Source organism: Pedobacter chinensis, assembly GCF_003339865.1.
In the GTDB taxonomy this organism is placed as follows: domain Bacteria; phylum Bacteroidota; class Bacteroidia; order Sphingobacteriales; family Sphingobacteriaceae; genus Pedobacter; species Pedobacter chinensis.
Map to the genome: position 1 here is coordinate 487,104 of NZ_QPKV01000006.1, position 23,251 is coordinate 510,354.

Genomic DNA, 23,251 nt, shown 5'->3' on the forward strand with positions numbered 1-23,251 from the left:
CCTGAAACGCCTAAATGAAATATCAATTTTGCATTCGATTTAATAAAATAGACATTAATTCTGCCGCATCAAAAGCGGTACTCGATTGCAATAAACTATTTTCTGCGCACGGTTACAAGGATTATACATTTACCGTAGGAGATAACTCTAATAAATTCACTTACTATATCGCACTCTTTAAAGAGTTGCTTTTATTTTTCTTTTCTGTTAAAAAAGGTGCAATTGTTGGCATTCAATATCCCTTGCTCAGTATCAATAATGTTTTTAAATATTTCATTGCCATTGCCAAATTAAAAAAAGTCAGGTTTTACTGCGTGGTGCATGACATCGAATCATTGAGGATTGGGGGAACAGACCCGGTAATGATTAAAACAGAAATTGCTAACCTTAATTGCTACGACCTGCTTATTGTACATAATAAACATATGGCAAACTGGCTGGCTTCGGCCGGCGTGAAAAAACCGATGATCAGTTTGGTGTTATTTGATTACTTGATGGAAGATTTTCCAATCAAAACTAGGCAAAAAGAAGACATTGTGTATGCTGGAAATCTTTCGAAAAGCACGTTCATTTATGAATTGTCATTATTAAAGAATTTAAAGTTCTCTGTTTACGGCCCGGGATTCAAAAAAAATCGGGCAGAAAACAATGCCAATTTAATTTGGAAGGGACAATTTAGTCCGGATGAGATTGCCCGGAAGATTAATGGCGGAATTGGATTGATCTGGGATGGCACAACCATTGAAAAATGTGATGAAGTGCTTGGCAATTACCTCAAATACAATAATCCGCATAAATTGTCTCTTTACATTGCTGCCGGATTACCAGTGATTGTTCCAAGAGATTCGGCCATGGGCGAATTTGTTACCCTTTTTAAAATCGGATGGCTGATAGATAGTTTATACGATCTGGAAACTTTGCCAATTGCTGACTTGTATGCCTCCTTTCAAAGCAATGTGGCCTGTATAAGAGAAAAAATAATTAAAGGTGGCTTTTTTAGTGATGCCATCATAGCGGCGGAAGGTGCACTAAATCATAAAATAGAAAACTAATGAATATTCTTTACGTATTTGGTGGTGAAAAAGCCCAGGGAGCAGAAATTGTAATAGAGCGGTTGATGACATTTAACCATTTAAGTGCCGAAAATCATTTGATCATTGCCCCTGGTTCATTTGCAAATAACCTGCTAAGCGATAAAAAGTCATACAAAATTTCAGTTTACAATGGCTTGAAAAAATTGAATCGCAGTACCACGAACACAGTTCAATATTATTTAAAAGCCTTAAAAAACTATATTTTGGTTTCTAATCATGTGCTTGAATATATTCGTCAACATCAAATTGATGTAGTGCACGCCAATACCATGGTTCCGGCTTCCTATTTATTGCCAGCCTTGCTTTTCTCGAGGTTGACCAATAGAAAAGTGAAATGGTATTGGAGCGATCACGATCTGCGCTATTTCTCAAAGGTTGATTCCTGGATTTCCAAAGTGTGTTTTCTGTTTTATAACAAAACATTGGTGGTGTCTCAAGCAGTTAAGCGCAAATTCAACAATGCAGAAAAAGCGGTTGTTCTGTATAATGGGCTTGATGCAGATGCTTTTTTGCCTGACAAGATGTTGAGAGCATCATTCAGGGCGCAAAACAACATCAGAGAAAATCATATTGTAATAGGACTGGCAGCCGTAATTTCGCCAGATAAAGGTCAGCTTACGCTCATTCAGGTTTTTGCTCAATTATTGCAAGAGCATGCCAACATCTTGTTGGTGTTGGCAGGAGGGTATGCCAATGATACACCAAACTACAGTGATGAGGTAAAGGAGGCTTTAGCTTATTACCCTGATATCAAACACCTGGGGTACGTGAATAATATGGTAACCTTTTATAATGGTTGCGATATCATTATTAACAATAGCAGCAATTATAGAAGCGAACCTTTGGGAACAACCATATATGAAGCAATGGCCTGTGAAAAACTGGTATTGGCTTCAGATACAGGGGGTTCATCAGAAATCATTAGTGATAATGTTGATGGCTTTCTCTTCCAGGCAGAAAACACACAGGCGCTACTGGATAAGTTAAGATTTGTGCTTGCCAATTTAAATGTATTAGATAAAGTAAGATCGAGAGCCAGACAAAAAGTGATCGATAAATTTAACGTAATGAACATGGTTCAACATTACAATGTACAAATTAATAACAGCTAACCTTGGAAAGTATTCTGATCAGCATTTCTTTACTGGTACTTGGTCTGGGTGGCTATATTTTATGGCCAAGCAGGTATAATGTACTGCCACACCTGGCAGTGGGTGGCAGTTTTGTTTCTATTGTTGTGCCTGCGTTAATTTTAAATGTTCAGGATGCTTATCCAGACGATATCGTTGCACTTTATACCAAAATAATTTCAATTGGGGCAATTGGATATGTTGTTGGTGCAGTTTATGGGTTTATGAATGGCAGGGGAGTTCGTACATCTTTTACCTTTGATCTGATCGATTCTGAGCTTTACGAAAAACGGGTAATTCATCTCACTAAGGTATTGATGCTTATTGGGATCATTGGTCTTGTACTGAGCTATATGATCATGGGTTTTGTGCCAATTTTTGCAGAAAACCCAATCGCGGCAAAATTGTTTAGAGGTCCTTATCAAGAACCTTACTCCCGGGTTTCCATACTTTATAGGGCATCATTCTATATCGTGTCTACCATTATGCCAATTGCCTGTGTGGTATGGTACAAATACAGGCACAAGTCTTTCCTTTTTTTAATCATTGCCATATTGATCTTGATGGCTGTTTCACTGCAACGTAGTGGAGCTTTTATGGGAATTGTGTTGGCCTTTGCCATTGTGATGTCGTTGAAAAGCCAACTGCACTTTGTATTGCTCATGATCATTTTGATTGGCGTATTTGTATTTAGCGCCTTCTTCTATTTTATTATTGGAATCAATGCTTATACCCAGGATGCGAATGTATGGCAGATCATTTCTGCAGGTACTCCGGATATTGCAGATCACTTAGACTTCCTGAATCACTTTGATCAGAATCCTGTATGGACTTACGGACGCACCATTTACGGAGGGTTGATTCCCGGCCATTATGAATGGAACCCGGCTGTTTATACCTTAACCATGGTAAATCCGGGAGCGGATATTAATGATATCGGCTCTGGTGGATTGAGGTTGCCGCTTCCTGTTTGGGGCTATGTTTCATTTGGCTACCCCGGCGTAATTCTATTTTCGGTTACCACCGGCTTGTTAGGCGGCTTTTTTCTAAGGATTTTAAAGAATATATTTTTAAGGTTCGACTCTATATTGATCCGAACCATAGGTATTGTAGCCTTTGGTTCGGTGGTTTCCATCATCGTGAACTTTACGCAACTCAATATGTTCCTGCTGCCTCCTGCATTTGTTTGCCTGTTCTATCTCTATCGGTTCCGGATCAAGTAATTATTATGAAAAAAAAAGCTAAGGTTGTCATTAATGGTCGTTTTTTGACCGGTCCGCAAACAGGTGTACAGCGCACCGCTCACGAAATGGTTGTTGCGCTCGATGAACTGATCGGAAGTGATGAAATTTCGCAAACACAAATCTCGTTTGTGCTACTGTACAATGGATCGATAAAAAACCCGATTGCCCTGAAACACATTGTGCTCAAACGGAAGGGTTTTCTTAAAGGTAATTTATGGGAACAACTGGAACTTCCGATCTATAGCTTTGGATGTTTATTGGTTAACATGTGCACTATTGCGCCATTGTTCAAACGAAGGCAGATCGTTTTTATCCATGATGTTTCTTTCCTGGTAAACAAAGACTTTTTTTCCAGGGGTTTTCGGTTCTGGTATACCATGGCAATTCCTTTGTTGGGCAAATTGGCCAAAGCAATCGTGACAGTTTCCATGTTTTCCAAAAAGGAACTCGTTGATCTGGCTGGTGTCGATCCGCAGAAGATCACGGTTATTTATAATGCTGCCGAACATATGTTACGCTTTGAAGCGCCCAATCTTCATTTTATGGATAAGATAAATAAACTGAAACCTTACTGTTTGGCAGTGAGCAGCCTGGGCGCAAATAAGAATTTTAAAGGTTTAACAATGGCGATGAAGGGAATGGCCATGGGAAAATATCAGCTGGTTATTGCAGGTGGAGGAGTTTCGGCATTAAACAATGAGTTGCCCAATGAAGATGCCAACTATCTTGGCTTTGTATCAGATGAAGAACTGGTTTACCTTTATCGAAATGCAGCGCTTTTTATATTTCCATCTTTCTATGAAGGATTTGGTATACCGCCTTTAGAGGCCATGTTGCTGGGCTGTCCGGTAATTGCCGCCAATACATCATCAATGCCAGAGGTGCTTGGCCATGCGTGTGCCTATTTAGATCCTTACAATCCGGCAATAATGCGGAAAAATATTTTCGAACTCATCAACGATCCCCATCGATTGGAAAGTTTAAAACAAAAAGGATATGGACAGGTTGCCAAATACAGCTGGCAAAAGAGCGCCCTGCAATTATACGATTTAATAGAAAACTGCAATGCCTAAGAAAAAGATACTCCATATCACCCTGGCAACAGGCGGCGTAAAAACATATGTCTCACATGTGTTGGAACATGCCAATGCCGGGAAATTCGAATTTGTCGTTGTAGCTCCAGCTAATGAACTTTTCGAAGCGTTTTGCAGGGAAAGGAGCATCGCTTACTACATCGCAGACCTGGATCGGAACAACAGTTTATTTTTTAACCTGGAATTATTGTTCCGGATGATCAGAATCATCAAAAAAGAAAAACCTGATCTCATCCATGCCCACAGTGCAAAAGGAGGGTTTATCGGCAGACTTGCGGCAAAGTTTGTTAAAACAAGGCTGATATATACGCCACACGCTTTTTCCTATCTGTCTTTTGTCGGATTAAAAAGGATGGTTTTTTACCTGATGGAGTATATGGTAAAAAAACAGACTACGCTACTTTTGGCCATTTCCCATACAGAAGCAAATTGTGCAATTTATCAGTTGGGTTTTCCAAAAGATAGCGTAAGCGTAATTTTAAATTCAATCTCCATCATCGACCTGGCTGAACATGATTACGCCAGGCCGATCCAACAAATCTGTATGATCGGAAGGCTTACCATCCAAAAAAACCCGATGTTATTCCTGCAGATTGCCAAAAAATTAGTGGGGAAATATCCGCATTTAGTGTTTTCCATACTGGGGGCGGGCATCCACGATGATCTGAAAACAGAAATCGACAACTATGTCGAACACTTTCAACTTGGCAAAAATGTCAGGATTGAAAATTGGGCAGCGCATAGCAGCAAATTTTTAGAACAGGCAGACCTGTATGTTTCGACTTCTGTTTTTGAAGGGCTTCCCTTTTCACTTTTGGAAGCGATGCTGCATGGGGTTCCTTGTATAGTATCAAAAGTTGATGGGAATATAGATGTGATCCAAAATAATGAAAATGGATTTTCTTGCCTTTCTATCAAGGAGTTTTGTGAAAAAATAGAAGACATGATCGAAAACCAAGGGCTGAGAAGACAGATTGGAAATGCAGGCCGCAATTATGTTGTGCAGTATCATAATATTGCATCAGCAATCAAAAAGCTGGAAGAGGTATACCAAAACATCTGAGCAGGCTCATAAACTTCACTTTAATCCAAATAAACAGGGTAAAAAACAAAAAGGTATCGTCATCTGATGGTTGGCCATATTCGATCTCGCATCGTATCCGAACTCGCAGACGGTCTACTATCAGCATCTATAATCTTCGCAAATGCTGATTTCTTTTCATGTACAATAGCTCATCCATGTTGAACTTGTGTTGCAAAACCTTCCAGATCAGTGCGCCCGGTAACTGGAGATATCATTATAAAGGTTTCTGAAAGAGCTTTTCAATCCAATGCTGATCGCGGAATTTCTTTCTGTGAAAAGGTTGTTTGTTTCATGCCTGAAGAGACCACCAAGTTCCAACCTGAGGTTGTATGAGGGATTAAGCAGATAAGCGACCTTTGTTTCCGCAAAGTACATCGTGGTGGCCAACCCTTGTCCGGTATAATTTTGTGAATAGTATTTTGGGGCCGTTTGGTAAGTCTGGAAAAGATCTTTTCCAAAATTGTTTCCATCCATGTCCAGCCCATACTTGCTATAACTTGTTTCTGCGCTCAAATCAAAACGTCCGATCGTGAAATTGAGCATTCCAACCAACTCCCTGAAATTGGCGCCGAACGGATGGGCAAGCGGTTCATTTTGTTGGGCGTAGTTGTTTATAGAGGACAGATGGGAGTAGGTGTATGGTTTTGCAGCGTTGTATTCTAACAAATAATTTAGTTTTTTTATTCCAAATAGTTCTGATCCCCGGATGCCGAGCTGATGACTATATTTGTTTCTGGAACTGCCGTTGCTCGAGAAAAAATCTTTGGCCTGAAATTCATCGAGTGCCAGCTGTCCATAAACGGCCAGGCGATCGGTAATCTCATATTTTGCGTTAAATCCCAATAGGGAATTGTCAGGCGATCCGCCCGCCGCCTGTACATTCCGAAGAAATATGACAGGATTGATATACTTTAAATCAAAACCGCGCTTGTGGCCCTGATCATCGGCATCAGCCCATATCACCGACTGAAAGAGTCCTACTGAGAGACGATTGTTTACATTCCAATCCAGGTATTGGAACACGCCCCATTTCTTGCGCTGGCTACCATAGCCATCAAATATTGGTGCACTGGGGTCATCCATGTAAGACCACATCGTCATGTAACTGACGTTGCCGAGATTAGCATTCAGCTTGATGAACGGAAAAGGTGCAGAAAAATCTGATAAGAACATCGATCTGTAACCATCTCCTATAAAGGTTTTGTCCTGACCTAAGGTGATATTCAAGTATTTGCTTGGTGTGTAAGACATCAGCGCCGTAACATAAGACCAATCTTTGATGTTTGCACCATTGCTGTGGTCATAGGCCTGGCCGGAAACGATTCCAAGCTGGTTGGTATAGGTATCGAGGTAAGAGGGGAGTATTGCTTGATTTTCATATCCGCTGGTATAAAAAGAGAACGTATTGCCAATGCTCACTCCAACCTGAAAACCACGGCTGTTGATCCAGACATTTTTATTGGTCGAAAAATCTCTTCCAATGGCATGGTCGGGAAGATAGTCTGCATAAACACTATATGCTGGTTGATCGATCTGGATGAGGTGTTCCGTGAAAATCTTTCGGTAGATCCAGCTACGGGAACCATCGTTAGGCGTTGAGTGTCCAAGCAGTGTGTCAATTTTTAGCTTAAGTAAGCTGTCGTTGATCAGCATCGGTTTTACGGCAGAATGTAATCGGGTTTTGGTATCATAAAGAACGGTGTTCAGCTTCTGAGATGCCTGGTGGCTATTTGGGAAATAGGTAGCTTGTGCGGTTGCTTGTTGAATGGATATTATCAACAACACACTTAGATAAAGTAATTTTTTCATGCGAAGATGGCAAAGCTTAAAGCTATATGATTGTTTTCTAAATTAAACCAAAAATTCAATATAAAAGAAAATTTATATTATTTAAATTTAATTATTGTATTTAAAGTTTATTAATGTGTGTAAATGGTGTCAGTTCCAGTGGTTATCGGGTTGGAAATTTATGGGTTTCTATTTAATGTAAATCTTGCTTTACAGTCATTTTTGATGTAGTTGAATACGCACTTGAATCTTACTACCTGTTTTTCACATTATGCAAACCATTGAATGCTTTTCATGAACTTAAAGATGAGTGAGGAAAAAGTCCGGAGATCACTTCTGCAGAACCAGATGGTATTGCCCGGTGGAGTGAATACTCAAAATAATTATTGATAAATACACCTGTGAACAGGCTGGATGCTTGATTGCATCCGGCTTTTTTTGATTATTTCTTTTAGCTGAGATATACTTTCAAATGAATACTTACTTTTAAAACCATCTGCGATAACCAATGTTGATTAAGAGTCCGATCATCCTGACCTCGTGTTGGACGATATGATCGACACTCAAAAACAATGAAACAAATCATATTGGCGGAAGATCATAAGGTAATCAGAAATGGCCTGAAAATGTTACTGGAATCAACGCATCGTTATGAGGTGCTTTACGAAGCCGGCAATGGGAGAGAGGTTATTGATGCCCTGAAAAAAGGTTTGATTCCCGATTTAATTGTTTCAGATATTGGGATGCCTTTAATGGATGGGATTGCAATGCTACAGGCATTGAAGGAATCATATCCCGAAGTCCCTGTGCTTATCATGTCGATGATGGAGAGTAATGCCCATTTATATCAAACCATCATGGCGGGTGCTCATGGCTTTCTAACCAAATCAGTTGATGCTGAGGAGCTTTTCTTTGCCATGGGCAGATTACTGATTGGAGAACGTTACGTTTGTGCAAGTATGGCCATTCCCATTATTGATCAGATGATTCAAAAAGAGACATTTCCAGGTTTTAAAATGCAAAGTGCCGATTTTTCTTCAAGAGAGATTGAGATCTTGCAGCTTATTGGCGAAGGGCTTACCAATGTGGAAATGGCTGATAAACTTTTTATCAGTAAACGCACTGTTGAAGGGCATCGGCAAAGCCTGATTGATAAAACAGGTGCGCGGAACACTGCAGTACTTATGCGCTTTGCCCATGCCAATGGAATCATTGACTAAACTTGCTTTGTATTATGGTGTAATCTGAATCGAACAACGACTGTTTTTAACAAAATTCACATCGGGCAGGTTAATTGTTGTTCGCAGTCCGGTTCCACAGCTCATGGTAAGCGTAACTACGATTGAATTGTTGAGCTTCAATATTTTAAGTGAGATTTCAATTCTGAGCATCCTATTGCTAAAATACATCAGATCATTTCAAGTTCAATACCTGCATGGCGCAGGCAATCGCCTCTGCGTAGGGTTGATAAACCTTTCGCAAAAATGGGTTCTCTGCGTCTGCGTCCCATAAACCGGAATGGTGCCAGTGATGCAGATGATCCCAGTCTGGTCTGTCAATAATCGGATACAGACAAATACCTTTAAGTGGTACACCATGCTGAAGGGCTTTGACACATTCGCGGGTAATGAGCTCAATCCAATTCGGCCGATGCTCGCCGGGATGGCTGGTTTCTGACAAAACGATCGGCAAACCATAGCGTTGATAAGCTTCAACAAACAGCGATGAGAGCCCCCTCCATCTGGGATCGGGTTCGAGATTGGCCCAGGGCAATCCTGAAAAATCACTTGCCACCCATTGATTATTGTAGTAAAAATTGAAACCCATGTAGTCGATCAAATCCTTTGCTCCACCCAGTTCCGGACACATCTTTCCCGTTAGCATGTCGGTAGCCTGGTACTGAAGTTCGTGATCTTCTTTGGCTTTTATGACCATTTCCACAGTAGCATCCATCGATGGGACAATATTCACAATCGGTTCAGTGCTCATGATCTTTGTACCAGGATTAATTAACTTGATCGCTCTGATGGCTTGGATATAGGCACGAACCAGGGCATACTTTACATCCCATCCCATTCCGCGGGCGTAAGGCGTTGTACTGGCATGGTCGCCCCCTAGCCAGGAGATGAAGCCAACCTCGTTGATGGGTGTGACAATGAGTCCTTCGCCGGGGCAGTAATTACGATAAAAAGCTGCAAAAGCACTACATATACCAACAAACCGATCGGTAAAGTGTGGATGTAATGGGCTGAGGTCGTCAGGATAGCCAAAATGACACACATCCCATATCTGTTGAACTCCGCTCGTTCTAGCGGCATCAATCATCTTTGCCACAGTTGAAAAGTCATATTGGTAGGGACTTCGTTCAACATGACTCCATCGTATTCCCTCTCTAACTGTTCGAATTCCAATGGATGAGATCAATTTATAATCTTCCAGCATGTAGGTAATATGTCCTGTTTCAGAAAGCAGATCAACACGATTGCCATAATGGTTGAGCTGGTCTGAACATTCAAAACCAGCCATCCAGAATGATCGGAAGGGATATTCTTCTTTCATTTAACTTGCCAATAGTTTATCGGTTTCAAACAAAGTCCAAAGCATTTTCTTCTTCATTTCCTCATAAGTGTTTTCCCATGATTTATCCTCCAGGAATAAATCCACCTTGTTCAGCCAGCTTGTTGTATCATTAACGGAAAGGGCCCGCTCAATAGCAACGATGAACTCATCTGCATTTGATGCAATATCAACCAGCTTATCGATGCCGTAAGGCTTTATTACATCACGAATTGGGGTAGAAACCACTCTTAAGCCTGCAGCCAGATATTCTGGTGTTTTTGTTGGGCTGATGAATCTTGTCGAGTTGTTGATCGCAAAGGGGATCAGGGCAATGTCCCAACCCGATAAGTAGGCGGGGAGATCCTGATAATTTCTCTGCCCAAAATAATGCAGGTTAGGGCCAGTTGGCAAACTGTCCATCGAAACTTTAACCACTGGTCCAAGTAATATGATCTGCCACTCCGGGCGCTTTAATGCAATCTCTTTGATCAGCTCAACGTCAAATCGCTCATCGATCACTCCAATGAAACCAAGTTTTATACCTTTGATGTTTGCCTGGTCATCTGGTTCCTGACCTGTTCTACGGGCCTTGTTGAAATGGGCTTTGTCAATGCTGCTTGGAAAAACGTGGATATTATTATGCTGCTCTTTTTTTACCTCATGAAGCGAGTGTCCCCCTGTAAAAACAACATCAGCAGTTTTCAATAGCGTCTTTTCCATCAGTACAAGTTCTTTTGGTGCAAAATCGAAAGCTGACAGCTCATCCATACAGTCAAAAACCGTGAGTGCGGCTGAGTAATGATCTGAAAACTGAAGCGCCATTGGAGTATAGTACCAGAAAATCCAATCTACCAGGTCTGTTTCTTCCATGAATTCGTTAAGCAATTTCTTCATGGTTATTTTTTCCTGATCCGGATCCATACCTGCAGAAAGATGTGGAGTGAGGATGGTAAGCTGCTCATCTCTTTTATCAATTGCCAGATGCGCTGTGGTTTTTGCCACAAAGATTGGCTCTTCCATAATGTACACATTTAAATCCCTGGCAAAGCGGCTCATCAAATGCTGAGGACGTTGGAAAACAAAATCCCAGCGAAGGTGGGAGAAGCATAAAAGGTTTTTGGGCAAACGGGGGTTTTGTATGTTCATGTTCAATGTGTTTGGATGAGTTATTAATTTGGTGTTTTGAAATGGATTGAGGCAGTTTCAAGGCTGAATCGATAATTTGATGTATGCTGTAATATCAGACAGTTCCCAACAATTTAAATAGCCATATTCTTTTTCTTTTCCATGTGATTGCATGATGATTCATTTATTGTTGTTATAAGTTTTGTTTTTTTAAATGTCAATGGTTCTCCCGTTATCGTAAGCAAAAATGATTGAAAGGACCTCCTTATTTTGCAAGTCGCTGGTGGCAATGAAATTTACTTTTTTTATTATGGAGTTCACATTTGCATCATTTCCAAGAACGATGGTCAGCTCATGGGGTTTGGTTTCTTCCACGTCCCAAATATCTGCAGAGAGCGCACGGTACTTTGAAATATCAATCATATCTGTATGAGTGTTAATTGGGTTTGTGCACACGTATTTGAACGGGGTCATCATTCTAGTGGAGTATATTAAGAAACTTATTTTAAGATGGCTTTGTTTAGCGTTTCGAACAATCAGGTATTGAGCCACCTTAAACAGGTATTTATCACGTGCTATCATTTGCGTTTTTCAAATCCAGAGCATAAGCAATATAATTAAACGAAGATTTGGCCATGATCTCATCAGCAATGCCGTTAAATATTCTAAAAAGGGAACTGACATCGAAGTTGTTTATGATGTAACGACAGAAGATGTTCGAATAGGAGTTATACACAATGGTGATGGTATAGAGGAGGGATAGCAGCAAAAAATATTTCAACGGTATTATCGGGTGGAGAATGACCTGAGCAACAACTTCGGGATTTGGCATAGGCCTGTATTTCTGTTCAGAGATCATCAATTTGCATGGCCGAATTTGGGTGGAGAGCAGGCCTGGTTCAGGCTCAAAATTCTTTTTTACCTTACCAAGAGCAAGCCAACCCTATGAATTGGCGTCAAATGAACTTCAAAATCGATTCTGAAGATTTATTCTGTAATCAACATTTGACACAGGATTGCGTTGTGCACGCCTTATATCCTGAGATGGCGGAGAATCAGGTCGAGGAGATCTAATAACCACGATGTTATTTATGGCTGTTGCGGACTTGCAATGCCTGTCCTTCCTATAACAGCAGATGGAGCAACCAATCCGAATAGACTATGAATGGTAATGCTGACGATCATTGTTCACAATAACCGAAAAAGAAATCTGCTCTGCTAATCTAAGATTACAGAACCAAAATACTGCCTATGCCTGACTTTAGGACTATGTGATGTTGTTATTCTGCCCAATGGTTATCGGGATGTTATGACCAGACATTGTGGATACCGCGTTCAAAGTGTAAACTTCTTATTTTGCAAACACATCAAAGGTAATGAATGAATTTAATGCCTCGCTTCTCAGATCGCTAATATATTATCTTTTTTAAATGATAACGGAGAGAGCCCGGTGTGTTTTTTAAAAAATTTGCCAAAAAAAGAAGGGTTGCTAAAGCATAATTCTTCGGCAATTTCCGAAATATTCTTCACATGACCAGAGAGTAACATTTTTGCTTCCCGAATCACAAATTCATCAATATGTTTTCCAGCAGATCTCCCCGTAACCTGTTTTACCACCTGGGAAAGATGCCTTGGTGTCAGACGCAAACAATTTGCATAGTAAATCACCCTTTTTTCTGTCTTAAAACGCTCAGAAACTAATGACAGGAATCTATTGGCAAGTTCTGTTTTACTGGATATTGGTGCAATTTTTATCTTTTTTTGCTTTTCGTTGATCAGAAATATATCATAAATAACGGAAAGGAAACTATTGTGTATGATATCCTGGAAATACCGGGTGTTTTTTGGAATGGATAACCGTGTCTGAAGAGATAGCATATGTGAATGCATAAGTTCGTATTCTTTTTTCGTGAGCGAAAACTTTAGGAATTCCTTCTCATCAAATATTTTATACTTATCAGCAATGTTGAAGAAAATCCCATTTCTAAACAGGTATTGCTTGCTGAAATATGTGTAAATAACTGAAGCATTTGGCTCCTCAGGGATTTCGTAAATCTGATCAGGAACAATACATAAAATGTCACGATGCTTTAGCATATGTTCAACAAAATTTACCTTTATCTGTAAACTCCCTTTTGTTAAAAGCAAAATTCCAAATCCGGATGATCTGAAAGGTGCTTTAGGACATTTGCTGGATTGTGAATTATCAAAGGTCGAAACGATAAGTTCAGCTTCTTCAGCCTTATCAGCATATCGCTGATTATCCGCGCTTCCATTAGAACGCGTGTGTTTCATTGTTTGTTGGTTGGTCAGTCTCATGTTGTCGGTTACCATTTGTTTTATACTAAAAAACGGTGGAATTTCTGTTGATTCTACTTTAGCAAATGTATGTTTCAAACTGATTTTTATTGTATTGTTTTTAAAAATTGACTAAATTCTGATGTAAATTCAATCATATGATTAATTTTTAAAGGCCTTTTGATGTAATTAAGTAACTGTTATACAGATTGTTGTGATTTTTGTTGTTTGATTTAGGTGGAAATCAGTCAAACTCAATATTCTACCTTTTTATTTAAAAAGTCAAATGGTAGAATGGTCAATTCATCTAAATGTCATATTTACCATATCCTCCTTTTGGACCAATAAATCCCACTTATAAGCCTTTTTTTCGGTGCAATCCTATATTAAAATTGTGTTAATAAATCATCAGATAATTGTGTGTCATTAATCTGCGATTAAGGATAGCATGAGCATTTTGGCTATATGATTTTTAGATCATGAGAGAATAATTGCATTCGATATGAGTAAAAAATTACAGGACAGAATTGCATCCTTTAACGATGCCAAGCAAATAAAAGAAAAAGGGTTGTATCCCTATTTTAGGTCTATAGAATCCGCTCAGGATACTGAGGTGGTTATAGATGGGAAAAAAGTACTGATGTTTGGCTCAAATTCTTATTTAGGGCTTACCAACCATCCCGAAATAAAACTGGCCTCAAAAAATGCAATTGATAAATATGGAACAGGTTGCGCAGGCTCGCGGTTTTTAAATGGCTCTTTAGATATCCATCTGGCTCTGGAACAACGGCTGGCGGAATATGTTGGTAAAGAGGCTGCTGTACTTTTTAGTACAGGCTTCCAGGTAAACCTCGGCGTAATCTCCTGCTTGCTGGATAGAAATGACTATTTGATTTTAGATGAGTATGACCATGCTTCTATTATTGATGGGAGTAGACTTTCCTTTTCCAGAACGATAAAGTATGCTCACAATGATATGGCCGATTTACGAAATAAACTTAGCCGCTTACCCGCAGATGCCGCAAAGCTTATTGTTTCTGACGGCATCTTTAGCATGGAAGGCGATTTGGTGAATCTCCCTGAAATGGTGGAGATTGCCAATGAATTCGGAGCGAACATCATGATGGATGATGCGCACAGCCTCGGTGTAATCGGTTTTAACGGTGCAGGCACAGCATCACATTTCAATTTAAATCATGATGTAGACTTGATTATGGGGACCTTTAGTAAGTCGCTTGCTTCATTGGGAGGGTTTATTGCGGGGAATACCGATACCATTGAATTCATTAAACACCGCGCAAGGTCGCTGATGTTTAGTGCCAGTATGCCGCCATCGGCTGTGGCCAGTGTAATAGCTGCGCTGGATATTATTGAAAGAGAGCCGGAGCGTATTGATCGGCTGTGGGCCAATACCAATTACGCCAAAAAACTTTTGGTAGAAGCAGGATTTGATATCGGACACAGCAATAGCCCGATTATTCCAGTGTACATCAGGGATAATACTGCAACTTTTATGATCACGAACATCCTTCAAAAAAACGGTGTATTTGTTAATCCTGTTGTATCGCCTGCGGTACCTTCAGATTCATCTCTTATTCGCTTCTCGCTTATGGCCACACATAGTTTTGAACAAATAGCAAGTGCGGTTGAAAAACTAAAGGCTGCATTTGTTGAGGTTAATGCTAATCTTCTTAATATCAGATTATGAGGGTAGTCAAAGCCGTTTCAGGTAAAAAAGATCTAAAACTGTTTATCGATTTTCCCCATTCACTTTATGCGGAAGATCCCAATTACGTTCCTGAACTTTTTATTGCTCAAAGGGATTTATTAACGCCAGGAAAGCATCCGTTTTTTAAACATTCTGCCATTGCACTTTTTCTGCTGTTGGATGATGATCAGGTTGTTGGCCGTATCGCGGCTATAGAAAATATGCATCACAATAAGGTATATCAATCAAAGGATGGTTTTTTTGGCTTTTTTGAATGTATAAATGATGTGTCGGCAGCCCGGCAATTAATAAACACGGTGCATCAATGGCTCGAAACCCGGCAAATGACAAAAGTGCTTGGCCCGGTAAATTTCTCAACAAATGAAGTTTGTGGCTTACTCATCGAAGGTTTCAATGGACCTCCGGTAGCCATGATGCCTTATAATCCACCCTACTATTTAATACTGCTAGAAGCATTAGGCTATACAAAAAATGTTGATTTAAGAGCTTACCGCTATACTGCCGGCGATTATAGTGACCGGTCGCTTCTGCTTATTGATCGCATTAAAGAAAGACTGTTGAGAAAAGATATCACCATTCGAACCATCAACATGAAAAATTTTGCTCAGGAAAGGGATGCCTTGCGCCTGGTGTATAATAAAGCCTGGGATAAAAACCTGGGGTTTGTACCTATGACTGATGAGGAGTTTGAATACACGGCCAATGATTTGAAGCTGATCCTCGATCCTAAGTTTTGCATCATGGCTGAGCAGCATGGTAAAATTGTTGGTTTTGCCCTGGCCATTCCTGATATCAATCAAATACTTATTAAAATCAAAAAGGGACGACTATTTCCAACTGGCTTGATCAGGTTATTAACTGGTAAGGGAAAGATTGATGGCATCAGGATTATGCTGTTGGGGGTGGTTGATGGTTATCGGAAAATGGGTATCGAGGCTTGTCTCTATGGAGGAATTATCAAACGTTTTCAGGAGAAGAAAATGAAATATGCAGAGGCGAGCTGGACACTTGATCATAATGATATGGTAAACAGACCTATTGAAGATATTGGTGGAAAGCTATACCGTAAGTATAGGATTCTGGAAAGGGAGCTATGAAAAAGCGAATTTTAATCACTGGCGCTACCGGATTTGTTGGCTTTCATTTAATAGAAGCTGCACTCGCCAACGATCTGGTTGTGTTTGCCAATGTACGTCAGTCAAGCAAAATTGAGCATTTAAAAGGATTGGATATCTACTTTGTAGAGCTTGATTTTGAATCCATTCGTGCGTTAATTAAAAATATTGACGAAAACAAATACGATTATATTATCCATGCTGCGGCAGTAACCAAGGCAGAAAATCTTGATGAATATCATAAGTACAATGCATCCTATACCAGAAATCTCGCGCTAGCGGTTTCACAGGCATTGCATAAAATAGAAAAGTTTGTTTTTGTAAGCAGCCTCGCAGCGCTCGGGCCATTAAAAAAATCAGATGGGTTATTGAATGATGATGGAGCTTCTAACCCGGTAACCCATTATGGTAAAAGTAAAGCTTTGGCTGAAACCTATTTAAAAAACATTAACAATTTACCATTATTGGTATTTCGCCCAACAGCAATCTACGGACCACGCGAACGTGAAATTTTAATGGTGATCAAAGCTATTAACAGAGGATTTGAAGTGTACATGGGAGATAAAGAACAGAAACTCAGTTTCGTTTATGTGAAAGATCTTGCACAAATCATGATCAGTTCTTTAAAATCAGAACTGATCCACAGAACCTACAATGTCTCTGACGGCAATGTGTATGGCAGGTCTTCCTTTTCGGATAATGCAAGGGCCATTATGCGAAAAAAAACTTTCAAGGTAAAAGTTCCCCTGCAACTTATTAAGGGAGTTGCCTGGTCGCTTGAAAAAGCATATAAACTTATTGGTAAAATGCCCACACTAAATATAGATAAGGTAAATGAACTCACTGGCGTAAACTGGAGCTGTGACATCAAAAATATTAAAAACGACCTTGGGTTTAGTCCGCGGTACCAGCTGCAGCAAGGTTTGGAAGAAACAATAAAATGGTATCAATTAAATAAATGGTTATAAGAATTTAGAAAAAAAAAATGACAAAACAAGTAAAATCAGCTAATGGAAAACTTGGAATTTTAATGCCAGGTTTGGGTGCGGTAGCAACAACCATGATTTCGGGTGTAGCAGCAGTAAAAAAAGGATTGTCAAAACCGATTGGTTCGCTTACTCAAATGGGTACTATCCGTATAGGCAAACGCACTGAAAAGAAAGAGCCAAAAATTAAAGATTTTGTGCCTTTAGCAGCGCTTGAAGATTTAGTTTTTGGTGGCTGGGATGTTTATGAAGATAACGTTTACGAAGCCGCGATGAATGCACGTGTGTTGGATGCCAATCTTTTGCGTGATGTAAAAGAAGAACTGCAGGCGATTAAACCCATGCGTGCAGCTTTTGATCACAATTATGTTAAAAATCTTGATGGGAAATTTGTAAAGGATATTGATAATCGTTATGAATTGGCATTGGCTGTAATGGAAGACATTAAAAACTTCAAATCAGATAACCATTGTGATCGTATCGTATTAGTATGGTGTGGTTCGACAGAGATTTATTTCGAGCCATCGGAAGTGCATAACTCATTATCAGCTTTTGAACAAGGTTTAAAAGACAATGATCTGCGTATTGCTCCTAGTATGATCTATGCTTATGCCGCTTTAAAACTTGGTATTCCTTTTGCCAATGGTGCGCCAAATTTAACAGTTGATATCCCGGCATTAATTGAACTTGCCAAAGAAACCAATACACCAATTGCCGGTAAAGATTTCAAAACTGGTCAAACTTTAATGAAAACAATTTTAGCACCAGGGTTGGCAGCCCGTTCGCTTGGTGTAACCGGATGGTTTTCTGATAATATTTTGGGTAACCGCGATGGATTGGTACTGGATGATCCGGATAACTTCAAAACGAAAGAAGTTTCTAAACTAGGGGTGCTGGAAGATATTTTTAAACCCGAAATCAACCCGGATTTGTATGGCGATATGTACCATAAAATCAGAATTAATTATTATCCGCCACATGGTGATAATAAAGAGAGCTGGGATAACATCGACATTTTTGGATGGTTGGGCTATAAAATGCAGATTAAAATCAACTTCCTTTGCCGCGATTCTATTTTAGCTGCGCCAATTGTCTTGGATTTGGCTTTGTTTATGGATTTAGCGAAACGTGCCAACATGTCTGGCATTCAGGAATGGCTTTCATTCTATTTAAAATCACCACAAACCATTCCTGGAGTACCAGCAGAAAATGATATTTTCAAGCAGTTGATCAAGCTTCAAAATACTTTGCGTTATATTATGGGAGAAGAGTTAATCACCCATTTAGGGCAGGATTACGAAGAAGAGTTTGTAGAAACAGCATAGTGTTATTTCACAAAATCATATCAACCGGCCTTGGTATTGGCTACATTGGCAAAGGTGCAGGAACTGTTGCAGCGGCAGTTACCTGCACCATTTGGTGGTTTTTGCAAACGGAATATACCAATCCTTATCTCTGGCCTTTCTTGTCCACGATAGTCATATTGCTGTTAGGAGTTATCTCTGGCGACGAAGTGGAACTGGTTTGGGGCAAAGATCATCAACGGGTGGTTATTGATGAAGTGGCTGGAATGGGTATTGCGTTATTGCTTGTTCCATTAAAATGGGAATTTTACTTAATCGCATTCATACTTTTTAGGTTTTTTGATATCGCTAAGCCATTATATATTCGGCGCTTTGAGGCATTGCCCGGTGGCTGGGGTGTAATGGCAGATGATGTACTGGCTGGAATTTATGCTAATTTTTCAATACAGGCCATCGTTTTGCTCAGGCTGTTTTAAATATGATTACGTTTTTTAAAGCGCAGGCCTCATCACTTGCGGCTTCCGCTACCGATTTTTTCATTACCGCTTTAACAGTAAGTGTTTTTGGCTGGTGGTATCTTACCGGAAGTATAATCGGAACAGTTTCAGGTGGAATAATTAATTTTTACATCAACCGGAATTGGGTGTTTAACGCTGGTTTAAAGAAAGTCTATCCACAAATGATTAGGTATGTTTTGGTTTGGGTAGGTAATTTATTGCTGGTAACCATATTCGTCTACTTGCTGACTCATTTTTTTAATTACAATTATTTGCTCTCCAAAATAGCAGTTTCCATAGTAATGGGCCTGAGCTATAATTATTACATGCAAAAGCAGTTTATTTTCCCCGTAAAATGAAAATTATTTATTCATTTTTTATAGCTATGGTTTTAGTGACGACAAATTTCTGTGCTTACGCGCAACGAACAGTTGTTACCGGAACAGTTCGTGATGCAGTTACTAAAGAAACACTTCCTTATGTTTCTGTTTTTTTCAAAGGCACAACTATTGGAACACAAACTGATCTTAATGGGAATTTTACCCTCAGCTCAACAGAAGCACATGCCGCACTGAGTTTTAATTATGTTGGCTACATCCCCGTATCAAAAAACATACTTCCAAATACCGAGCTAAAAGTGGATGTGGCAATGGTTCCCGATTCAAGAGCACTTGATGAGGTTGTTATTTTGGGAGGTAAAAAACCGAAATATAGAAATAAGGATAATCCGGCGGTAGAGCTGATCAGGCAGGTAATTGCCCATAGGGATGAAAACAGGATTTCTACTTTCAATACCGCATCATTTCGTCAGTACGATAAAATGCTTTTCTCTATGAGTAATGTTTCTGAAAAATTTAAGAACAGAAGAATATTCAGAAATTATCAGTTTCTTTTTCAGCAGCAGGATTCTACGTTAATCGGTGGTAAAAACCTGTTGCCCATTTACATTCAGGAGAAACTGACGGATAAATATTTTGCCAGTGATCCTACCCGAAACAAATCTGTGATTATCGGCGAAAAACAGGTTAATTTCGATCAGCAGCTTATTGATAATAATGGAATGAAGGTTTATTTTGAGCGGATGTATCAGGATATCGATATATACAAAAACAATATCTCCGTGATCAGTAATGAATTTTTAAGTCCAATAGCCAATGCCGCTCCAACCTTCTACAAATTCTTTATTACCGATACCATTAAAACCGGAAATCATGAGGTAATCGAACTTTCATTTACACCCAGAAATACCACAGATATGCTTTTCGAAGGAAAATTATTTGTTAGCAACGACGGGCATTATGCTGTTACCGGTGTTTCTATGGGGGTAAATAAAAACATCAACCTTAATTTTGTCCGGGCATTAAAAATTGACCTGGATTTTAAACCCGCTCTTTCTGGTAGATATAGCTTAAGTCAGAGTAGGCTTATTGCAGACTTTGGTCTCGGCAAAACCAAAGGGATGGGGTTTACGGGCGAACGTTCATCAACCTATAAAAACTATCAATATGATGTTAAGTTAGCAGACAGTATTTTTCAGGGAAAAAGCGTAGTTTCTGTTCCAGGATCATCCACCAGAGATGACCGGTATTGGGAAATGAACCGCCTGGATCCCTTATCGAAAGAACAGGAAAAAATTTACCATAACATTGACACTCTTCAAAAAATACCTTCTTTTCAACGAACAATAAAGATTGCCACGTTGCTTTTTGCAGGATACGGTAACCTTGGCCCTTATGAAATTGGTCCAGTCAATACTTTTTACAGCTTTAATAATGTAGAGGGATTTCGTTTGAGATTTGGAGGTAGAACAACACCTGAATTAAGTAAGCGTTTATATTTTGAAAACTATGCCGCTTATGGTTTTAAAGATGAACAGTGGAAATTCTTCCTATCAGGAACTTATTCATTAAACAATAAATCCATTTACCAGTTTCCACAAAATTATGTGAGGGCAAGTTTTCAACGGGATACTAAAATTCCCGGACAGGAACTGCAGTTTGTGCAGGAAGATAATTTTCTGCTTTCATTTAAAAGAGGAGTAAATGATATGTTGCTTTACAATGATTTCTACAGGCTGGATTATGTGCATGAATATGAAAATCACTTTTCTTATGCACTAGGATTTAAAAAATGGAGTCAAACCCCTTCGGGAGGCTTAAGTTATCAGGCCAATGGTGCAGGATTTATTAATCGGTTGACCACCAGTGAGCTATCTCTTGCTTTGCGATATGCGCCAAATGAAAAATTTATTCAGGGCAAAATTTACAGAACGCCAATTCCTGATCGTTATCCCATTTTTAACTTACGTTACACCGCCGGTATTAAAGGATTGGTGGGAGGCGAATTTAACTATCATAACTTAACAGGAACTATTGATAAGCGTTTTTATCTGTCGCAATTGGGATATAGTGATGTCACTTTTGAGGGTAGTTATATTGCGGGCAGGATTCCATTTCCGCTATTGGCCATCCATCGGGCAAATCAAACTTATGCCTACCAGCTCAATTCATACAACCTGATGAATTTTCTGGAATTTGTAAGTGATCATTATGTGAGCATTAATATCGATCATAATTTTAATGGGTTCTTCTTTAATAAACTGCCTTTAATTAAAAAGTTAAAACTACGGGAAGTGGTTTCATTTAAAGCACTTTATGGTGGTTTGAGAGATGAGAATAACCCACAAACCGGCGGTGGGATTTACCAGTTTCCGCAATTTGATAATGGTTTGCAAAGAACTTATTCGTTATCTAATGATCCTTATATTGAAGGAAGCGTTGGAATTGGCAATATCTTCAAATTATTACGCGTGGATTTAGTGAAGCGGTTTACTTATCTGGATCATCCGGAGGTTTCAAAATGGGGAATAAGGGCACGGGTTAAATTTGATTTTTAAACAAAAAATATATGCAAAGCTTAAAATTAAGAGATCGCCTACAGTTGGCCATATATAAGGTCATCAATCCTGTTGTCAGGGGCCTGATTAAAATAGGATTAACACCAAATGCAGTAACAAGCATAGGCTTGATTTTAAATATTTTCGTGGCGGTAATTTTTGTGCTGGGTGCAGAAAAATCCAATCGTGGAGATCTGTCATACATCGGATGGGGAGGTGCATTGGTACTTTTTGCTGGATTGTTTGATATGCTTGACGGTCAGGTGGCCCGCCTGGGAAATATGAGTTCCAGATTCGGAGCCCTTTATGATTCTGTTCTTGATCGCTACAGCGAAATGATAATGTTCCTGGGGATTTGTTATTATCTGGTGGCACATCACTACTTCTTAAGTTCACTATTTGCCTTTATTGCGTTGATTGGCTCTATGATGGTGAGTTACACCCGGGCACGGGCAGAAGGTTTGGGTGTGGAATGCAAAGGTGGTTTGATGCAAAGACCAGAAAGGGTTGTAACCATTGGCGTGTTTGCTGTAGCTTGTGGAGTTACAGGGCACTTTATTGGTGGCGATTATAAAATTTATTTGCCAGGCGTTTCTTTTCATGTATTTGAAACGATGTCAATTTTTACTTTACCCATTGCTTTGATGGCCGTATTAACTAATATTACGGCAGTTAAAAGATTGCAGGAAGCGAAAAAGGGATTAGAAGCCCAGGAAAGAAATGAAAAGAACAGCAGTGGTAAAGCGGCTTTGATTGCCGGACTGTTGTGCGCGTTAGGATTAGGGGTTGTATCGCCTTTAAGAACGATGGCTCAGGATGGAGATCCTTCGCCAATCGTTTTTCCAACACCTCAGGGAATATCGAATCAGCTTTTTTATTTACAGCGTGATCCAAATACAAATACCATCATCTGCCAGTTGAATGTAGATAAACATGGCGAAGTGGTTAAAAATCAACCTGTAAATGTTTTCTGGATGCGTTATGGTGATCAGGGCGAAAAGAAAGAACTCAGTTACATTCAGCGAAAATTTGCCTACGGAATCATCACTAAGGATTTGGGCGATGGCCAGTTCGAACTCCGGTTTACTTCTCACAAAAAACTGCCGATGTATCTCAGTAAATCTGCTTTTGATAAAAAATACCATGTCTATGCTACCATTAATAATAAGAAAATGGAACTTGACCGAATATTTTTAAGAATTGAAGGAGGCTCTTTTTGGTTTCCAAATGTAAAATATGTTGAAATCAAAGGCCACGATGCAGCAGCTCCATCAAAGCAACTCATAGAAAGGATTAAAATTTAAACAG

At 39.5% G+C, this 23,251-nt stretch carries 21 protein-coding genes; 15 read left to right on the forward strand and 6 right to left on the reverse strand.

The features are described from left to right. Positions 1-14 precede the first annotated feature (14 nt). From DU508_RS16350 to DU508_RS16370, 5 genes are read left to right on the forward strand one after another with little or no spacing between them, the layout of a single operon-like run. Complete coding sequence (locus DU508_RS16350) at positions 15-1,052, forward strand: hypothetical protein (protein WP_115403866.1); 1,038 nt, start codon at positions 15-17, stop codon at positions 1,050-1,052. Further along, entirely contained in the window at positions 1,052-2,206 is a 1,155-nt protein-coding gene (locus tag DU508_RS16355) for a glycosyltransferase family 4 protein (RefSeq protein ID WP_115403867.1), read from the forward strand. The genes DU508_RS16350 and DU508_RS16355 overlap by 1 nt, the downstream gene beginning before the upstream one ends. Positions 2,207-2,208: 2 nt before the next feature. Next, on the forward strand, positions 2,209-3,447 hold the full coding sequence (locus tag DU508_RS16360) for a hypothetical protein (RefSeq protein ID WP_115403868.1): 1,239 nt from the start codon (positions 2,209-2,211) through the stop codon (positions 3,445-3,447). 5 nt (positions 3,448-3,452) lie between these two features. Further along, on the forward strand, positions 3,453-4,541 hold the full coding sequence (locus tag DU508_RS16365; protein ID WP_115403869.1) for a glycosyltransferase family 4 protein: 1,089 nt from the start codon (positions 3,453-3,455) through the stop codon (positions 4,539-4,541). Continuing rightward, on the forward strand, positions 4,534-5,625 hold the full coding sequence (locus DU508_RS16370) for a glycosyltransferase (RefSeq protein ID WP_115403870.1): 1,092 nt from the start codon (positions 4,534-4,536) through the stop codon (positions 5,623-5,625). The genes DU508_RS16365 and DU508_RS16370 overlap by 8 nt, the downstream gene beginning before the upstream one ends. A 207-nt stretch (positions 5,626-5,832) precedes the next feature. On the opposite strand, the gene DU508_RS16375 is transcribed toward DU508_RS16370, so the two are convergent. Then, positions 5,833-7,455, reverse strand: coding sequence for a gliding motility protein RemB (locus tag DU508_RS16375; protein ID WP_115403871.1), 1,623 nt, complete (start codon positions 7,453-7,455; stop codon positions 5,833-5,835). A gap of 551 nt (positions 7,456-8,006) precedes the next feature. On the opposite strand from DU508_RS16375, the gene DU508_RS16380 reads away from it, so the two are divergent. Next, positions 8,007-8,654: a response regulator transcription factor gene (locus DU508_RS16380; RefSeq protein WP_115403872.1), complete on the forward strand. Its 648-nt coding sequence runs from the start codon at positions 8,007-8,009 to the stop codon at positions 8,652-8,654. A 193-nt stretch (positions 8,655-8,847) separates the two neighbouring features. On the opposite strand, the gene DU508_RS16385 is transcribed toward DU508_RS16380, so the two are convergent. From DU508_RS16385 to DU508_RS23740, 4 genes are all read right to left on the reverse strand, one after another. Then, positions 8,848-9,993, reverse strand: coding sequence for an amine oxidase (locus DU508_RS16385; RefSeq protein WP_115403873.1), 1,146 nt, complete (start codon positions 9,991-9,993; stop codon positions 8,848-8,850). After that, complete coding sequence (locus DU508_RS16390; RefSeq protein WP_115403874.1) at positions 9,994-11,139, reverse strand: glycosyltransferase family 1 protein; 1,146 nt, start codon at positions 11,137-11,139, stop codon at positions 9,994-9,996. Positions 11,140-11,328: 189 nt separating this feature from the next. Continuing rightward, the gene (locus tag DU508_RS16395; protein ID WP_115403875.1) at positions 11,329-11,541 is read right to left on the reverse strand and encodes a hypothetical protein; all 213 of its coding nucleotides are present in this window, start codon (positions 11,539-11,541) and stop codon (positions 11,329-11,331) included. 145 nt (positions 11,542-11,686) lie between these two features. Beyond that, positions 11,687-11,950: a hypothetical protein gene (locus DU508_RS23740; protein WP_147273646.1), complete on the reverse strand. Its 264-nt coding sequence runs from the start codon at positions 11,948-11,950 to the stop codon at positions 11,687-11,689. Between the two features lie 31 nt (positions 11,951-11,981). On the opposite strand from DU508_RS23740, the gene DU508_RS24340 reads away from it, so the two are divergent. Next, entirely contained in the window at positions 11,982-12,101 is a 120-nt protein-coding gene (locus DU508_RS24340) for a hypothetical protein (RefSeq protein WP_394341377.1), read from the forward strand. A 418-nt stretch (positions 12,102-12,519) separates the two neighbouring features. On the opposite strand, the gene DU508_RS16405 is transcribed toward DU508_RS24340, so the two are convergent. Next, positions 12,520-13,515, reverse strand: coding sequence for a helix-turn-helix domain-containing protein (locus DU508_RS16405; RefSeq protein ID WP_115403877.1), 996 nt, complete (start codon positions 13,513-13,515; stop codon positions 12,520-12,522). 403 nt (positions 13,516-13,918) lie between these two features. On the opposite strand from DU508_RS16405, the gene spt reads away from it, so the two are divergent. Genes spt through DU508_RS16445 form a run of 8 tightly spaced genes read left to right on the forward strand, consistent with a single transcriptional unit; the run spans position 13,919 to position 23,247 of the window. Further along, positions 13,919-15,124, forward strand: coding sequence for a serine palmitoyltransferase (gene spt / locus DU508_RS16410; protein ID WP_115403878.1), 1,206 nt, complete (start codon positions 13,919-13,921; stop codon positions 15,122-15,124). Continuing rightward, the gene (locus DU508_RS16415) at positions 15,121-16,242 is read left to right on the forward strand and encodes a hypothetical protein (protein WP_115403879.1); all 1,122 of its coding nucleotides are present in this window, start codon (positions 15,121-15,123) and stop codon (positions 16,240-16,242) included. The genes spt and DU508_RS16415 overlap by 4 nt, the downstream gene beginning before the upstream one ends. Then, positions 16,239-17,228: an NAD-dependent epimerase/dehydratase family protein gene (locus tag DU508_RS16420; protein WP_115403880.1), complete on the forward strand. Its 990-nt coding sequence runs from the start codon at positions 16,239-16,241 to the stop codon at positions 17,226-17,228. The genes DU508_RS16415 and DU508_RS16420 overlap by 4 nt, the downstream gene beginning before the upstream one ends. Before the next feature lie 17 nt (positions 17,229-17,245). Further along, positions 17,246-18,571 carry an inositol-3-phosphate synthase gene (locus DU508_RS16425; protein ID WP_115403881.1) on the forward strand — a complete coding sequence of 442 codons (1,326 nt, stop codon included), beginning with the start codon at positions 17,246-17,248 and terminating at the stop codon, positions 18,569-18,571. Then, positions 18,571-19,026 (forward strand): phosphatidylglycerophosphatase A family protein, encoded by a 456-nt coding sequence (locus DU508_RS16430; RefSeq protein ID WP_233509656.1) that lies wholly within the window; start codon positions 18,571-18,573, stop codon positions 19,024-19,026. The genes DU508_RS16425 and DU508_RS16430 overlap by 1 nt, the downstream gene beginning before the upstream one ends. Positions 19,027-19,028: 2 nt before the next feature. Next, a complete protein-coding gene (locus DU508_RS16435) occupies positions 19,029-19,406 on the forward strand; it encodes a GtrA family protein (RefSeq protein ID WP_115403883.1) in 378 nt (125 codons plus the stop codon). Next, positions 19,403-21,943: a DUF5686 and carboxypeptidase-like regulatory domain-containing protein gene (locus tag DU508_RS16440; protein WP_115403884.1), complete on the forward strand. Its 2,541-nt coding sequence runs from the start codon at positions 19,403-19,405 to the stop codon at positions 21,941-21,943. Before DU508_RS16435 ends, DU508_RS16440 begins: the two co-directional genes overlap by 4 nt. 11 nt (positions 21,944-21,954) lie before the next feature. Further along, on the forward strand, positions 21,955-23,247 hold the full coding sequence (locus DU508_RS16445) for a DUF4833 domain-containing protein (protein WP_115403885.1): 1,293 nt from the start codon (positions 21,955-21,957) through the stop codon (positions 23,245-23,247). Positions 23,248-23,251 lie beyond the last annotated feature (4 nt).

Bases quoted from the DNA above. Each gene is read 5' to 3' on its own strand.
- DU508_RS16350 (WP_115403866.1), top strand. From the start codon at position 15: ATGAAATATCAATTTTGCATTCGATTTAATAAAATAGACATTAATTCT.
- DU508_RS16355 (WP_115403867.1), top strand. From the start codon at position 1,052: ATGAATATTCTTTACGTATTTGGTGGTGAAAAAGCCCAGGGAGCAGAA.
- DU508_RS16365 (WP_115403869.1), top strand. From the start codon at position 3,453: ATGAAAAAAAAAGCTAAGGTTGTCATTAATGGTCGTTTTTTGACCGGT.
- DU508_RS16370 (WP_115403870.1), top strand. From the start codon at position 4,534: ATGCCTAAGAAAAAGATACTCCATATCACCCTGGCAACAGGCGGCGTA.
- DU508_RS16375 (WP_115403871.1), bottom strand. From the start codon at position 7,455: ATGAAAAAATTACTTTATCTAAGTGTGTTGTTGATAATATCCATTCAA.
- DU508_RS16380 (WP_115403872.1), top strand. From the start codon at position 8,007: ATGAAACAAATCATATTGGCGGAAGATCATAAGGTAATCAGAAATGGC.
- DU508_RS16385 (WP_115403873.1), bottom strand. From the start codon at position 9,993: ATGAAAGAAGAATATCCCTTCCGATCATTCTGGATGGCTGGTTTTGAA.
- DU508_RS16390 (WP_115403874.1), bottom strand. From the start codon at position 11,139: ATGAACATACAAAACCCCCGTTTGCCCAAAAACCTTTTATGCTTCTCC.
- DU508_RS16395 (WP_115403875.1), bottom strand. From the start codon at position 11,541: ATGATTGATATTTCAAAGTACCGTGCGCTCTCTGCAGATATTTGGGAC.
- DU508_RS23740 (WP_147273646.1), bottom strand. From the start codon at position 11,950: ATGCCAAATCCCGAAGTTGTTGCTCAGGTCATTCTCCACCCGATAATA.
- spt (WP_115403878.1), top strand. From the start codon at position 13,919: ATGAGTAAAAAATTACAGGACAGAATTGCATCCTTTAACGATGCCAAG.
- DU508_RS16415 (WP_115403879.1), top strand. From the start codon at position 15,121: ATGAGGGTAGTCAAAGCCGTTTCAGGTAAAAAAGATCTAAAACTGTTT.
- DU508_RS16420 (WP_115403880.1), top strand. From the start codon at position 16,239: ATGAAAAAGCGAATTTTAATCACTGGCGCTACCGGATTTGTTGGCTTT.
- DU508_RS16425 (WP_115403881.1), top strand. From the start codon at position 17,246: ATGACAAAACAAGTAAAATCAGCTAATGGAAAACTTGGAATTTTAATG.
- DU508_RS16435 (WP_115403883.1), top strand. From the start codon at position 19,029: ATGATTACGTTTTTTAAAGCGCAGGCCTCATCACTTGCGGCTTCCGCT.
- DU508_RS16440 (WP_115403884.1), top strand. From the start codon at position 19,403: ATGAAAATTATTTATTCATTTTTTATAGCTATGGTTTTAGTGACGACA.
- DU508_RS16445 (WP_115403885.1), top strand. From the start codon at position 21,955: ATGCAAAGCTTAAAATTAAGAGATCGCCTACAGTTGGCCATATATAAG.